Source organism: Mucilaginibacter yixingensis, from assembly GCF_041080815.1.
In the GTDB taxonomy this organism is placed as follows: Bacteria; Bacteroidota; Bacteroidia; order Sphingobacteriales; family Sphingobacteriaceae; genus Mucilaginibacter; species Mucilaginibacter yixingensis.
On the sequence record NZ_CP160205.1, the window covers coordinates 3088772 to 3104222 of the forward strand.

Below are 15451 nucleotides of genomic sequence, written 5' to 3' on the forward strand. Positions count from 1 at the left end.
GAAAACGTTTCCTGGGGTACTTAATACCACAATCATGCTTAAACGATTTATAGAAAGGCCCGTCCTTTCAACGGTGATATCGATACTGCTGGTGCTGCTGGGCATCGTATCGCTCACCACACTGCCTATCACGCAGTTTCCGGATATTGCGCCGCCTACCGTGCAGGTAACCGCGTCTTATCCCGGTGCAAACGCCGAGGTGGTGGCCCGCTCTGTAGCCACCCCGATTGAAGAAGCCGTGAACGGTGTAGAGAACATGACCTACATGACCTCTAACTCCAGCAACGACGGTTCTATGACCCTGACTGTTTACTTTAAACAGGGTACCGACCCGGATATTGCTGCCGTAAACGTGCAGAACCGTGTATCAAAAGCGCAAAGCCAAATTCCACAAGAGGTAATTCAGGCAGGTGTATCTACCCAAAAAGTGCAGAACAGTATCATCATGTTCGTGGCGCTAACTAGTAAAGACACCAGCTACAACGAAACTTTCCTGCAGAACTACATCAAAATTAACCTGATTCCGCAGTTACAGCGTATCCCCGGTGTGGGCCAGGCGCAACCTTTCGGTACGCACGATTACTCGATGCGTATCTGGTTGAAACCTGATCGTCTGACTGCCCTTGGTTTATCGCCAGACGATGTAACCGGTGCCATTAAAGATCAGAGTTTAGAAGCCGCTCCCGGTCGTTTAGGCGAGAGCAGCAAAGAGGCCTTTGAGTACGTATTGAAATACAAAGGCAAGCTGAACAAACCGAAAGATTACGAAAACATCATCATTAAAGCTAATAACGATGGCTCGATGGTACGCTTGAAGGATGTGGCCCGTGTAGAGTTTGGCTCTTACACCTACTCATCAAACAGCCAGCTGAACGGACAAGCAACATCTGGTGTGGCTATCTTCCAGACTGCAGGCTCTAACGCTAACGATATCCTAACCGAGGCCGAGCACCAACTGGACGAGTTTAAGAAAACCTTGCCAAAAGGTATTGAGCCGGTGGTAATGTATAACTCAAAAGAGTTCCTGGACGCGTCTATCGATCAGGTAAAACATACACTGATTGAGGCATTTATCCTGGTGTTTATCGTGGTGTTCATCTTCCTGCAAGATTTCCGCTCTACGTTGATCCCGGCTATTGCCGTGCCGGTGGCTATCATCGGTACGTTCTTCTTCATGAAGCTGTTTGGTTTCAGTATCAACCTCTTAACGCTGTTTGCGCTGGTACTGGCCATTGGTATTGTGGTGGATGACGCCATTGTGGTGGTTGAGGCCGTGCACGAGAAGATGGAGAGCACCAAGCTATCAGCCCGCAAGGCAACTATCCAGTCCATGAGCGAAATTTCTGGCGCTATCATCTCTATTACGCTGGTAATGGCTGCGGTATTCGTACCGGTGGGCTTTATGCAGGGCCCGGCGGGGGTATTTTACCGTCAGTTTGCGTTTACGCTGGCCATCGCCATCTTGATCTCGGCGGTCAACGCCTTAACTTTGAGTCCGGCACTGAGTGCGTTGTTCCTGAAGAATACCCATGCTGAAGGTCACGGTGATGAGCATGCTAAGCAAGGTTTTGGCAAACGCTTCTTTACCGCGTTCAATGCTGGCTTTACGGCGATGACCACTAAATACATTAAATCTGTACAGTTCCTCATCAAACGTAAATGGGTAGCTGTTGGTGGTTTGACGCTGATTACGGCTATCACCTTCTTCATGCTGAAGAATACGCCGTCAGGCTTTATTCCTACTGAAGACCAGGGCTTCCTGTTGTATGCTGTGAACACCCCTCCGGGTAGCTCGCTGGACCGTACGCATAAAGCCATGCAGCAGATCAATGATATTGTTAAGAATGACCCGATCACCAAAAATCACTATATAGTTGAAGGTCTGAACTTTATCTCAAATGCCAACGCATCGCCTTATGGCGCAGGTTTCATCCGTATGAAACCGCAGAAAGAGCGCGGCGCCGTGCAGGATCTGAACACCATTACCGCTATGATGACCCAAAAAGTGGCTCAGCAGGTAAAAGGTGCTAACGCCTTCTTCTTTACCTTCCCTACCGTACAGGGCTTTGGTAACGTGAGTGGTTTTGAGTTTATGCTGCAAGACCGTACTAACGGTACTATGGGCAAGCTGGATTCTACCACCAAGGCCTTCCTGGGTGCACTGATGCAGCGTAAGGAGATTGCCTACGCCTTTACCACTTTTGCGGCAGGTAATCCGCAGTATGAAATTGATATTGACAACGAGAAAGCCCGTCAACTGGGTGTTCCGGTGGCCGACCTGCTGAAAACCATGCAGATCTACTACGGCTCAAGCTTTGTGAGCGATTTTAACCGCTTTGGTAAATACTACCGTGTTATGGCTCAGGCTGATGCACAGTATCGTACCAACCCTGAATCGTTGAACAGCATCTTTGTGAAGAACAACCAGGGACAAATGGTACCTGCCAGCGGCCTGGTTAAACTGCGCCGTGTGTACGGACCAGAAACCGTGACCCGCAACAACCTGTTTAACGCGGTAACTATTAACGGTGTGCCAAAACCTGGCTACAGTACCGGTGACGCTATCCGTGCGATTGAGGAGACCGCCAAAACAGCTCTGCCACGTGGTTATGCTACCGAATGGACCGGTATGACCCGCGAGGAGATCAACTCAGGCTCACAGATCCTGATCATATTTGCCATGAGCTTGATCTTCGTTTACTTCCTGTTATCAGCACAATATGAAAGCTATATCCTGCCGTTTGCGGTTATCCTGACCATCCCGCTGGGGATTTTCGGTGTGGTAAGTTTCATCAACCTGATGGGTATTGATAACAACATCTATGTGCAGGTATGTTTAATTATGCTGATGGGCTTGCTAGCCAAGAACGCCATCCTGATTATAGAATATGCCGTGCAGCGTCGCCGTGCAGGTATGCAACTGGTAGAAGCCGCATTGGAAGCATCACGTTTGCGTCTGCGCCCAATCCTGATGACCTCATTTGCGTTCATCGCCGGTTTGATTCCGCTGATGCGTGCTACCGGTGCATCTGCAATGGGTAACCGTTCTATCGGTACCGGCGCGGTTGGCGGTATGTTGACCGGGGTTGTATTCGGTGTGTTTGTGATACCGGTACTATTTGTGATCTTCCAGTATCTGCATGAAAAAATCAGTCGCAAAAAAGAGCATGATGATGACGACCAAGTAAAAGAGGACGCTCAAGTAGAATTGTTAAACGCCTAAAACCATGAAAACTAACTCAATCTATATATATGCCGCTTTGTTGGCGCTGACCATCAGCGCCTGCAAGGTTGGCAAAAATTACCAGCGCCCTGCGGTAGATCTGCCGCAGCAATTCAACGCTGTTGCCACTGCCGATACCAGCAGCATTGCCACCCTGGAGTACAAACAGTTTTTTGCCGATACCACCCTGCAAAATCTGATAGACCGGGGCATTAAATACAACTACGATCTGCAGATTGCACTGAAACGCATTGACATTGCCGGCGAGCAGGTAAAACAGGCCAAACTGTTGTTGTTGCCTAACCTTAACTTACAGGTAAGCGGTCAGTATAACCGCCCGTCTGACAATAGTTTGAACGGAAAAAGTGCATCAGGCTTTCTGGGCAGTAATCATATTGAAGACTACAACGCCAACCTGGCTTTAACCTGGGAGTTGGATACCTGGGGCAAGATCCGTCGCCAAAAAGAGGCCGTTTTAGCCCAGTATCTGCAAACTTATGAGGCTACCAAAGCGGTGCAAACCCGACTGGTATCTGACATCGCACAAGGTTATTACAACCTGCTGATGCTGGATAAACAGCTCAACATTGCCAAGCAGAACCTGCGCCTGAGCGACACCACACTACAACTAACCCAACTGCTTAAAAATGCTGGCGAAGTAAACTTACTGGCCGTTCAACAGGCTGATGCACAGCGCCATACAACCGCGTTATTGATTCCGCAACTGGAGCAAAGCATTACCATTCAGGAGAATGCACTGCAGATTCTGACTGGTCAGCTACCGGCCAGCGTAACCCGCCATACCGGCATTGATAACTCGCAACTGCCAACCGCGCTGCCTACTGGTGTGCCTGCAGGCTTGTTGAGTCGTCGTCCGGATGTACGGTCGCAAGAAATGGCTTTGAAAGCGGCTAACGCGCAAGTGGGTGCTGCTCAGGGCCAGATGTATCCATCGCTGAGTATTACTGCACAGGGTGGTTTGGAAAGTTTGAAATCAAGCACCTGGTTTAATATCCCGGCATCGTTGTTCGGCATTGCAACAGGTTCTATACTGCAGCCGTTGCTGAATCACCGCTCGCTGAAAACACAGTTTGAGACTGCCAAATTACAGCGTGATCAGGCTGGTTTACAGTTCCGTCAATCGGTACTGAACGCCGTGGGCGAAGTATCAAACGCACTGGTACAAAACGAAAAGCTGCAACAGCAACGCGTAATTGCCAGCGCACAGGTTGATACCCTGCACAAAGCCGTAAAAAATGCTCAGCTGCTGTTTAAAAGCGATATGGCCAACTACCTGGAGGTTATTACCGCCCAAACCAACGCTTTGCAAGCCGAGCTGAACCTGGCCTCTATCCAGCGCCAGCAAGCCGGTGCTGTGGTGGAGCTGTACCGCTCATTGGGTGGTGGCTGGAGATAAATTAGTGAGTTGTGAAAAACACTTTGTCATTGCGAGGAGGAACGACGAAGCAATCTCGTCGCAGGACTATTACACGCGACGAGATTGCTTCGCGCGCAAGCCAGACTCACAGCCCTGCTCGCAATGACAAAATGGAATAAATGACCTGAAAATCCAGGTTACTTAAATAAGAACTTGTGTAGATGATTAAGTGTGATTTGATGTAAGAGGCGCAAAATTGCGCCTCTTTTTTATTTCTAAACATACGCATCAAGTCTTCCTGTGCTTGTTTCAGGATCTCACGAGTAAGGCTACCACGGCAATTTGTCATGTTTTAACTTTTAATTTTTCCTTTTTATTTCCCACCGCCTACAACTGGCCTTTAAATTGCATATACCAAAACATGCTAAAAAAGATCATGGTGATAGAAGATGAGCCGGTAATTGGCGAGATGATGTGCATTTTACTGGAAATGGAGGGCTACGAAGTGATCAGTCTGGGCGACACCGGGCTGGCGCGACTCAAGCTGCATGCGCAGGAAGTGGCGATGGTGATGCTGGATCTTGGCCTCAAGGGCGAAAACGGACAGTCTATGTGTGCTTACATTAAAGCACAGGATGATTTGAAGAATATCCCCGTGGTACTGGTGTCAGCCAATCAGGAGCTGGAGCAGATTACCGCCGAGATAGGTGCTGATGATTACATCAGGAAGCCATTTGAAATGGAACATTTTTTACAGAAGGTAAACAATTACGCCCGCCTCAAATCTGCGTGATCATTTCATTCCGCGCTTTCACATCGTTGCCAATTGTTTAATTTGCGCCGATGAACCATCAACCGGAGGTGCTGCAACGTGTACTCATCATTATACCTTGTTATAATGAAGAAGCCGCCCTGCCTTCCCTGCTGCAACAATTGAAGCAGCTAACACCGCCTACCGGTTATTCCTTTCAATTTGCGGTTATAAATGATGGATCTGTTGATGCTACGGCTCAAATTGCCACCGCGGCCGGCGTCATCATACTTAACCTTCCCATCAATCTCGGTATCGGCGCGGCGGTGCAAACCGGATTGCTCTATGCACAACAAAACCATTTTAGCCTGGCTATTCAATTAGATGGCGATGGGCAGCATCCGCCAACAGAGATTGAACAGTTATTAAGATATTATGAGCAAACCAACGCATCTTTAGTAATCGGCTCGCGCTTTAGCGGCATTGATAGTTTCCGCTCCACACCGGGCAGACGCGCTGGCATTGGTTATCTGAGTTGGCTGGCTAAACTGTTGACCAGTCAACGGATTTACGATATCACTTCCGGGTTTCGTCTTTTTGATGAAAAGGCTATAGAACTTGGAGCAATCAGTTACCCTGATGAATATCCTGAACCTGAATCTATTATCCTTTTCTCCCGTTCGGGTTTAGAAATTGGGGAAGTAGCCGTTAACATGCAGGCGCGGCAAGGCGGTCGCTCATCTATCAGAAATTTCACATCTTTATACTATTGTGCAAAAGTTACGCTGGCAATGCTGTTTACAGCAATACGTAAATTAAACTAAACATGGCACGCATACAGATCATCACCCTTATTACCTCCCTCCTGTTTCTGGCTTATATAGCCTGGCTGATTGTAAAAGGCCGGCTACGCGAGGAATATGCCATTGTGTGGCTGATATGCACGGTGCTGCTGGTTGTCTTCTCGTTCTGGCAAGATGGATTAAAAAAGGTAACGGCCCTTTTCGGCGTAGAAGTGCCCGCCAATTTGATATTTACCGGCTGCATTTTTGCCATTATGGTTTACCTGCTGCACCTCAGTGTGGTGGCATCCAAACTACAGCAACAGAACAAACAACTGGCGCAAGACATTGCCCTGCTGAAACAACAAATACCAAACCACGACAAGCATGGGGCTGAGTAACTGTAACAAACTTTTACTAGCTACCCTGGGCATTTTAGCCTTGCTGATTGCCGCCTACAGCAATCATTTTAACAACGCATTTCACTTTGACGATATGCACACCGTGGTAAACAACGTGTACATCCGTCAGCTTAAAAATATCCCGCACTTTTTTACTGATGCCCGAATGTTCAGTGCCGATCCCGGTCACTGGGGAATGCGGCCTATGGTGACTACCACCCTGGCCATTGATTACTGGCTGGGTGGAGGGCTTAATCCGTTTTATTTTCAGCTCTCTACTTTTCTATGGCACATCGCCCTGTGCGTCGTGTTATTTTTTATTTTCAGAAGATTGTTGCAGAAGGCCGGCATCACCAAAGCCGAATGGCCCGCCCTGATAGCCGCCGGATGGTACGCCCTGCACACCGCCAATGCGGAGACGCTGAATTATGTGATCTCTCGCTCCGATGTACTATCAACGTTTTTTATCGTGCTGTCACTCGGCATATTTATCGCCCGGCCGCAGTGGCGCAGGTATGGTATTTTTGTTTTACCGGCAATAGCGGGCGTATTTAGTAAAGAGACGGTTTTGGTGTTGCTAATCTTGTTGTTCTTTTACTTACTGCTATTTGAAAAGGAACTATCCGTTGCAGATCTATTCAGACCAAAAAACTTTAAAACGATATTAAAAGTATTCATCAATCTGCTGCCAGCTGCTGTTGTTATTATTGCAGTGCAGATTTATACGCTCACCCGCGCACCCTCCATCAACGGGGTGACCAATCCGTTGTTACCGTATATGCTTACCCAAAGCTATGTGTGGCTGCATTATTTTATCACGTTCTTCGTCCCTGCACATCTAAGTGCAGATACCGATTGGAGTGTGATTGCCAACCCGCTTGATGTCCGCATCCTTTGCGGACTGGCGTTTGTACTGCTGCTCATCATCACTATTATCAAAACATCTGCACAACAAAAAACACGGCCGATAGCCTTTGGTCTTAGCTGGTTTTGTGCGGCATTGCTCCCCACCTCGCTGGCGCCGTTTGCCGAGGTAATGAATGATCATAGGATGTATTTTCCGTTTATTGGCCTGGCTTTGGCTGTGGTTAGCGCAGCGCGATTGCTGATTATTCAATTTGAAAATCAGCCGGTTTGGCGTTTCATAATGCCTGCTCTGGTATTGATGGTCTTCAGTCTAAACGCTTTCGGTGTCTATCAACGCAACAAGGTTTGGCACACCGAAGAAAGCCTTTGGTATGACGTAACGTTGAAAAGCCCCCATAACGGTCGCGGGTTGATGAACTACGGACTAACACAAATGAGTACAGGCAGATATGCCATTGCTGCACGATACTTTGAACAAGCACGTACCTATCTGCCCTATTACAGCACACTATATATCAACCTCGGCGTACTCAACGGTGCAACCGGCAATTACGTTGCAGCCGATGAAAACTTTAGAAAAGGCATTGCCTACGCGCCCGATAGCTACGAGTCTTATTGCTATTATGCGCGGTACCTTGCTCAAAATAATCGCGTTGGCGATGCCCGGGAAATGGCTATGAGCGCATTGCAACTTAATCCTTCATCTATCATGGCTTTAAGAGTTTTGATGGATACCGATAATCACACTGCCCGCTGGGGCCATGCGCTGCAAATAGGCAGGCAGCTACTTCAACTATTGCCCGGCGACAAGGAGACGACTGGCGTTATGGAGACCACGCGTAAGTATATTTATCTATCTCAATTACAAGATTATAACACCGTTAATACCGACAAAGTGATTGACCTGAGCCTGAGTTATTATAACGGTGGCCGATATGAAGATTGCATTGCAGTTTGCGAGCAGATGTTACTACGCTGGCCTGATTATGCACCTGCCTATAACAATATTGGCGCGGCTTATAACAGTTTGCAACGTTGGGATAAGGCTATTGAGGCGCTTAATCACTCGCTCAAAATCGATCCTAAAAATCAGCTGGCTATTAACAATCTGGCCTGGGCAAAGGAGCATTTGAAAGTTGTGAAGTAGTCGATAATAATGATCACGTCATTGCGAGGCACGAAGCAATCTCTGTACTTGCATGGCAACTATGCATATCGTACTATCCTTCGCAGAGATTGCTTCGTGCCTCGCAATGACGTTTCTTTTAGACATTTAGGTTCTCCCTATGCCCCATGGCGTAGACCTTTCCTATCATCCGCGCGAAACGCTTGCCCCACATCAACTCAAAGATCTGCTGCTCTTCATGCCTCCGCACACCGCTCTTTATTTGGGCCGATGTTTCATTTTCAGGATGAATGCGATGGCTAACCAGCTTTTTATCAGCATACAAAAATACGCCCGGCTGTTGGGCTAGTTGATACCAAGCCAGCCAGTCTAACGCGCAACTGTAATCTGCTGAGAACTTGAAATTGCCCAACAGCTCTTTATTAAACGCAACCGATGGACAACAAATGGGGTTTCCCCAATGCAGTAAACGTTGCTTAGTCTTAGCGCTGCTGATACATTTTCCAAACCAAAAAGGATATAACAACAATCGTTTAACCACCGCATTGGCCGAAAAACGGCGAATGCCGCCATTTACTATATCATTGTAATTGGTAAAGAAAAGCAAGGGTTGTGATGGGCAAGCTTCTATCGCCGAGATCAATTGCTCTACATAATCTACCGCATAAACATCATCCTGATGCGCAATAGTAACCCAAGATGTATTTGCCGAAGCAATGGCAAAATTCCAATCCGCCGCAATGCTCTGCTGACTACCGGGGTTAACAATCAGCTTTAATCCGTATTTCTGCGCAATGTTCTTGATATGCTCATTAGGAGTTGATGTGGCAATCAATACATCGCTCCTCACCCGCTGCGCCAGCAAACTCCGTACACACTCGTCCAGGAAAGCCGACTCGCCATAAGCAGCAATAACGAAGGTGTGGATGGGTGACGACATGCGGCAAAATTGAACCAGGATTAAACGAATTTATAAGATTCTCGGGATTAGAAGAGCATATTAGGTTAAGAATCCTGTTAATCTTAAAAATCAGTAAATCCTGGTTCAAAAAAAGGCCGGACAATTGCCCGGCCTTTCTTCCTATATCTACCTGTCACCGTATCTATGATGCTTGTGCCAAAACTTTCTTTAGTGCTGGTTTTGGTTTCAGCATACGTTCTATAGCCTGTTTTTCGGCGTACTTATCTTTTAGCTTTTTATACAACTCAAAGCTAAAGGCATCGCTCATAGGCAGGTGATGCTTTTCGATGGTTAGCGGATGCAACTGCAGTTTGTCCGACGGCACTTTCAGGTTCTGATGATTAATATGTGTAAGACCAGTAAGGCGGTCTGTGTTAAAAACCACAAATGTGTCTACCTTTCTGCCTTCGGCATCGGTATATACAACAGTATCATTTTCATTAAATAGTTTCATAATGTGTCCAATGTACTTATATAAACCCGGAAACTGTCAGAATGTTTTTTGTCAACCCAATACAATTTAATTTTTACGCTATATTTTTTAAAAAAACACAATATATTTTGTAATAAATAAGAAATTAAATAAATCATTAATAAATATTCATAACAAATGTATCACTGCATAAAGTGTAACCGTTGAGATGGCTAACCACAAAATCACGCTCAACATAAAAGGCTTCAGGCCTACAGATGTCAGCACTTGTTTTGACAGACCTGCCCCTATTAAAAAGAGCGTTAAGGTGAGTCCTGCTTTAGCAGCAAGATTAATACATACATCAATAGGTGCAAACTGCGGGATGTAGCTGTTAACCAACATGGCCCCTATAAACAGCAGGATAAACCATGGAATATGCACCTTCTTTGTCTTCACTTTAAAGCTAAAGGCTGATAACAACGCCACCGGCACAATCCACAGCGCACGGGCCAGTTTAACGGTTGTGGCAATTTGCAGTGCCTGTGTACCAAATTTACCGGCAGCACCTACCACAGAGCTGGTGTCATGTATGGCAATGGCGCACCAAAGGCCAAATTGGGTTTGATTGAGGTGCAAGGCATGCCCAATTGCCGGGAAGATGAACAACGCGGCAGAGTTCAGTATAAAAACACAACCCAAGGCAACAGAAGTCTGTTTTTCTTCGGCCTTAATAACCGGTGATACCGCGGCTATGGCGCTACCGCCACAAATGGCCGTTCCGCAGGCAATCAGGTGAGCTGCTTTTTTTTCTATGCCCAACCATTTGGCCACAAAATAACCCAGCGTTAATGTACCGGTGATAGAGAACGCGGCAAAAACCAATCCCTCACTGCCGGCTTTCCAGGCGCTTTGTGCGTTCATGCCAAAGCCTAAACCAACAACAGACAGCTGCAGTAACCACTGGGTTGCACGGTGGTTAACTTGCTGCCACGGATGTCCTGAAATAAGCGCCACGGCCAAACCGAGCAATAAAGCCTCTGGCGGGCCAATCCACGGCGTCAGGCAAAGCAACGCGCAAACCAAAAACAGGGCTTTACGCACCGCCGGACTAAGATTTAGCAATACATCATTATGCTGTGGAGCGGTAGTTGATTGAGCATTCATCTTTATTCTGTTTGTTTGATGAGCTCAAAATTCAATAAATAAATCAGCAGATTTTTATCATAAAAATCAATTATTAATAACTTTTAATTATTGATTTGTTTGATAGGCATGTGCAAAGCGCACAAAAAATTCGGTAAGTGCGGTAGGCTGTCCGTGCAGCTGGATGAAGCTGAAAGGGCGGGCAATGGTAAGGCCTTTAACATCTATCACCCGGCACTCGTTATTCTTCAATTCTTTTAGGATAGCGTGGATAGATATGAAAGCCAGGCAATTACTATGCAACAGATAAGCCTTTATAGCTTCGGTACTGCCCAATTGCATTTCTATCTGCAGGTTTTGCAAGGTTAGTCCATGTGGTTTGAGGGCATGGGTGATGGTTTCAAGCGTACCTGAGCCATGCTCACGGATCAGCAACGGGTAGTTTTGCAACTCCTCAGGTTTGATGGTATCTTTCTTAACCGTCCGGTTGCTGGCGGCGCAGGTGAGCACCAACTCATCCTGCAAATACTCCTCATACCTGATTTGTGGATTACGCGAAATGCCCTCAATCAAACCCAGCTCAATCTCTTTATTGATGAGGGCTTGCTCAATGTCCTCGGTATTACCGGTTACCAGTTGTACCTGTATGTCTTTAAATTTCTGATGAAACTGTGCTAATACCGGCGGGATGATGTATTGAGCCACCGTGGTACTGGCACCAATACGCAGCTGTCCCTTATGCTGCTGGGTAAGCAAACTCATGCTGTATTCCAGCTCTCGATAGGTTTTAAGCAATTGCTCGGCATAAGGTAACATAGCCTCTCCTGCCGGCGTAAGGGTGATTTTTTTATTGCCGCTCCGCTCAAATAACGAGGCGCCATATTGCGCTTCCAGCTCACGGATGTGCTTGGTGACCGCCGGCTGTGTAATAAACAACTCTGCCGCCGCCCGGGTAAAGTTGAGGCGTTTGGCTACGGTGTAAAATACTTTCAGGCGAAAATCGAGCATTAGGTAAAGGTAAGAAAGGATTAACAAGATTATGAACCAGGATTGAACGAATTTTTAGGATATACAGGATATGTTGTACGGCGCCTTTGCCGTTGCGACTGGAATGATGCCAGCACATGAGTTCATAAAGCCTGTGGCAGCGATGGCTATCTACATAAAAGCTCCTTTTTTATGATGATTGTTTTTGGTAGATGCTTAATGTTGAGCAACAATCGGCTCAGATTATTCCTAAAATCACTAAAAACTTCGTTATGGTAATTTTGTTTAACCAATAATAAATATCACTTATTTATAAACTTAAAAAATCAAATGAAAAAGCTAAATGTGCTATTATTAACTGCGGCTACCGCATGGATGCTGCAGGGTTGCGGCGGCAATTCGCAAAAGGACAGCAAGGCAGTTGCCGACAGCGCCAACATGGCCAAAGACTCTGCCACTGTGGATACTTCAACCACAAAAGCTGCCAGCCCAGCCATGACCGTTAGCGCCGACGATGCCAAATTTGCCACTATGGCTGCCAACGGCGGCATGACCGAAGTTGAACTAAGCAAACTGGCCGAAACCAAAGCCACCAACGCGCAAATAAAAACATTTGCCGCCATGATGGTGAAAGATCATACCATGGCAGGTAACCAGCTAATGTCCCTAGCCAAATCCAAAAACATCACCCTGCCTGCCGGCATTGACAATGACTCGCAGAAAAAAGTGAGTGATTTGAACGGAAAATCGGGCGCCGATTTTGACAAGGCTTATGTAAATGCCATGCTTGACGATCATAAAAAAGCTGTAGATGCATTTGAAGATGCCAGCAAAAACCTTAAAGATCCTGATTTGAAAGGCTTTGTAGATAAAACACTGCCTACCATTAAAATGCACCTCAATCTTATCCAAAAAATTCATGATCAGATGAAGTAATCTTTCTGGAGATACAAGATATGAGATTTAACGTCGGCGATATAATAAAAAAGAGTGGCCAGATCGGGCCGCTCTTTTTTATTACTGATTACTGATAGTATATCGTGCCGAGATCCGTAGAAATGGATACCGTTTATCTACATCCGGATAATTATTATAATAACCTTTCAGCGAGAAGAAACCAGGCTCTGCGGCTACCGAAAGGATATTGCTGAAACTGTAGCGCACCTCACTGGTAACGGTATGCAGAAAATAGTGCGATTGATTGCCGTTAATGGTTACAATCCACGCGCCGGCATAGTTGATGCCACAATAAACTTTCTCTTTCCAGTTCAAGCCGCCGCCAAAATTCAATCCGGCACCGCTGCCATAGTCATAACTACGGCCGCGGTAATGGTAGCTATCTGGCACCGCAGCAAGTAAAATACCACCACCGCCCACATTTAAGTTAAGCAGCAAGCTTTTAGGCAGCTTTATTTCCGAAAAGATATTGATACGCACACTTTGCCCGCCGTAAGAAAAGGCATCGTTATGAAAGTAATCATAATTGGCAGAAAGCACTGCAAGCTCGCGCACACGGTCATTCATCCGCAGTTTCCATCCGGCCAGCGAGCCGTATACGCTTACGTTGTTCAGCTTAGAACTATCGTCGCTGCCAAACTCGGCGTTGATATACAGGTTGCTAAATGGAGTGCGGTAATTATCATACGGGGTACCATAAATCAGGCGCACCCTGCCGTACCAGCCAAACTTACCGTGCGTAATCACATTGCTATTATTGCCATCAAACCGGCGGATACCACCATCAAACCAGGCCACCACCTTTGATGAGTCATGATCTACCGGGTTACGGATACTTACCCTACCCCAGCGGCCATCCATAATACGGGTAAGACCGTTCATGGGGTTAATCAGGAAACCGGCCACCTCGCTAATCTGCCGTTTGAAGCCTGTTTGCCTGTTATTTACAATTTTGTTAGACAGGCGGTAAGTCATTTCCCCCAGCACAATACCGCCAAATGTGGTATTAATCAGATCATTAGGTGCGGGGTTTTGATTTTCAGCGTAGCTTTCCCAAACATAACTTCCTAAAAATGCCGCAGGGGCCGACTGCCAAAAGCTATATCCATTGGTACGCATGGCGCTAAAAAACAGGCTGCCATGATACGGGTGACCGAATTGATTAGTCTGAAACTCGTCATTGTCCCATTCCCAACTGCTTGGTTTTAAATTATGAGCAATGGTTTTACCTGAAATATAAGCGTAATCAGCCTTACGCACATAGCGATCCAGCGCCCAGGGCACGGTTTCGGCCAGTCCCCATTCAAAGGCAGCACGCCCGAAGTGTTTGGTTCGATCCCGCGTTTTTGGGTCGGTGGAGCCCCGGCTGACCGTATCGGCCATTATAACGTGGCCATCCAGCGGTGTTTGAGCTAAACCTGTGCACGGTTTCACCAAAATCAGCACAGCAGGCAGCAAAAAAACAATTAATTGTTTGGGTTGAAAGGGGTTCATAACATAGCGTTAATAATAGCATAACTCAAGAAAAGGCTATTGTGTTTGCCGCTTAGCTGTTTAAACCCCTAATTGGGGTAATGATGACCGGTCTATTTATGCTGATGGTGTCTTGATGCCGATGCCCTCTTTTTTTAGCCGTTCATTAATGGTACGCGCAAAATCAACCGCGTGCTCGCCATCGCCATGCAGGCAAAGGGTATCTGCATTAAGGCTAATAGTTTTGCCACTGGTTGATATCACCTGCTGCTGTTTCACCATCAGCAATACTTGTTTAATAGAGTCGGCCTCGTTAGTAATCATGGCGTTGCTCTGCGTGCGCGGAGTGAGCGAGCCATCATCCTGATAAGTGCGGTCTGCAAAAACTTCTGATGCGGTTTTGATGCTGATCTTATGTGCTGCCTCCACCATCTGACTGCCAGCCAGGGCGTAAAGGATGAGCGAAGGATCAAAATCGTGTACGGCCTGTACAATGGCTTTAGCCAATGCCGCATCTTTAGCAGCCATATTATACAAGGCGCCGTGGGCCTTTACGTGGTTTAGTTTACCACCGGCAGCTTTTACAAAGGCATGTAGCGCACCAATCTGATACAAAGTGATCTGGTAAGCCTCGTTTGCAGATATCTTCATCTCCCGCCTACCAAATCCCTGCAGATCAGGCAAACCCGGATGCGCGCCGATAGCTACATTCTTTTTGATAGCCATAGCCACAGTTTGCTGCATCACCGCCGGATCGCCAGCGTGATAGCCGCAAGCAATATTGGCCGAGGTAATGTAGTTCATCAGGGTTTCGTCGTTCGGCATGGGGTAATTGCCAAAGGCCTCGCCCATATCGCAATTAAGATCGATGGTTTGCATTGAGCTAATTTATTAAAATAGTCTGAACCTGGATTTGTTGGATTTTTAGGATTAACAGGATTTTAACCACAAAGTGATTCAGGGAGAACACAGAGATATACTAATAAG

13 protein-coding genes are annotated in these 15451 nt (G+C 46.7%); 7 read left to right on the top strand and 6 right to left on the bottom strand.

The window, feature by feature from the left end:
* The first annotated feature begins 34 nt into the window (after positions 1-34).
* The 6 genes from ABZR88_RS12545 to ABZR88_RS12570 all read left to right on the top strand — a co-directional run bounded on the left by ABZR88_RS12545 (position 35) and on the right by ABZR88_RS12570 (position 8549).
* Complete coding sequence (locus ABZR88_RS12545) at positions 35-3223, top strand: efflux RND transporter permease subunit (protein WP_107827006.1); 3189 nt, start codon at positions 35-37, stop codon at positions 3221-3223.
* Positions 3224-3227: 4 nt separating this feature from the next.
* Positions 3228-4640: an efflux transporter outer membrane subunit gene (locus ABZR88_RS12550; protein WP_107827005.1), complete on the top strand. Its 1413-nt coding sequence runs from the start codon at positions 3228-3230 to the stop codon at positions 4638-4640.
* Positions 4641-5022: 382 nt separating this feature from the next.
* The gene (locus ABZR88_RS12555; protein WP_107827004.1) at positions 5023-5394 is read left to right on the top strand and encodes a response regulator transcription factor; all 372 of its coding nucleotides are present in this window, start codon (positions 5023-5025) and stop codon (positions 5392-5394) included.
* A 50-nt stretch (positions 5395-5444) separates the two neighbouring features.
* A complete protein-coding gene (locus tag ABZR88_RS12560) occupies positions 5445-6176 on the top strand; it encodes a glycosyltransferase family 2 protein (RefSeq protein ID WP_107827003.1) in 732 nt (243 codons plus the stop codon).
* Between the two features lie 2 nt (positions 6177-6178).
* Entirely contained in the window at positions 6179-6535 is a 357-nt protein-coding gene (locus ABZR88_RS12565) for a DUF2304 domain-containing protein (RefSeq protein ID WP_107827002.1), read from the top strand.
* Positions 6522-8549: a lipopolysaccharide assembly protein LapB gene (locus ABZR88_RS12570; RefSeq protein WP_107827001.1), complete on the top strand. Its 2028-nt coding sequence runs from the start codon at positions 6522-6524 to the stop codon at positions 8547-8549. The genes ABZR88_RS12565 and ABZR88_RS12570 overlap by 14 nt, the downstream gene beginning before the upstream one ends.
* Positions 8550-8667: 118 nt before the next feature.
* Here the strand turns inward: ABZR88_RS12570 and ABZR88_RS12575 are convergent, their stop codons facing one another.
* The 4 genes from ABZR88_RS12575 to ABZR88_RS12590 form a co-directional block, all read right to left on the bottom strand.
* Positions 8668-9468: a glycosyltransferase gene (locus ABZR88_RS12575; RefSeq protein ID WP_107827000.1), complete on the bottom strand. Its 801-nt coding sequence runs from the start codon at positions 9466-9468 to the stop codon at positions 8668-8670.
* A gap of 163 nt (positions 9469-9631) precedes the next feature.
* On the bottom strand, positions 9632-9943 hold the full coding sequence (locus ABZR88_RS12580; RefSeq protein ID WP_107826999.1) for a hypothetical protein: 312 nt from the start codon (positions 9941-9943) through the stop codon (positions 9632-9634).
* Between the two features lie 147 nt (positions 9944-10090).
* Positions 10091-11068, bottom strand: coding sequence for a YeiH family protein (locus ABZR88_RS12585; protein ID WP_107826998.1), 978 nt, complete (start codon positions 11066-11068; stop codon positions 10091-10093).
* 87 nt (positions 11069-11155) lie between these two features.
* The gene (locus tag ABZR88_RS12590) at positions 11156-12055 is read right to left on the bottom strand and encodes a LysR family transcriptional regulator (RefSeq protein ID WP_107826997.1); all 900 of its coding nucleotides are present in this window, start codon (positions 12053-12055) and stop codon (positions 11156-11158) included.
* 309 nt (positions 12056-12364) lie between these two features.
* On the opposite strand from ABZR88_RS12590, the gene ABZR88_RS12595 reads away from it, so the two are divergent.
* Entirely contained in the window at positions 12365-12970 is a 606-nt protein-coding gene (locus ABZR88_RS12595; protein ID WP_107826996.1) for a DUF4142 domain-containing protein, read from the top strand.
* Between the two features lie 81 nt (positions 12971-13051).
* Here ABZR88_RS12595 and ABZR88_RS12600 read toward each other — a convergent pair whose 3' ends face one another.
* Together ABZR88_RS12600 and ABZR88_RS12605 are read right to left on the bottom strand one after the other, a co-directional pair.
* Complete coding sequence (locus ABZR88_RS12600; RefSeq protein WP_107826995.1) at positions 13052-14485, bottom strand: DUF3943 domain-containing protein; 1434 nt, start codon at positions 14483-14485, stop codon at positions 13052-13054.
* Between the two features lie 96 nt (positions 14486-14581).
* Positions 14582-15343, bottom strand: coding sequence for a 5-oxoprolinase subunit PxpA (locus ABZR88_RS12605; protein ID WP_107826994.1), 762 nt, complete (start codon positions 15341-15343; stop codon positions 14582-14584).
* Positions 15344-15451: the final 108 nt, after the last annotated feature.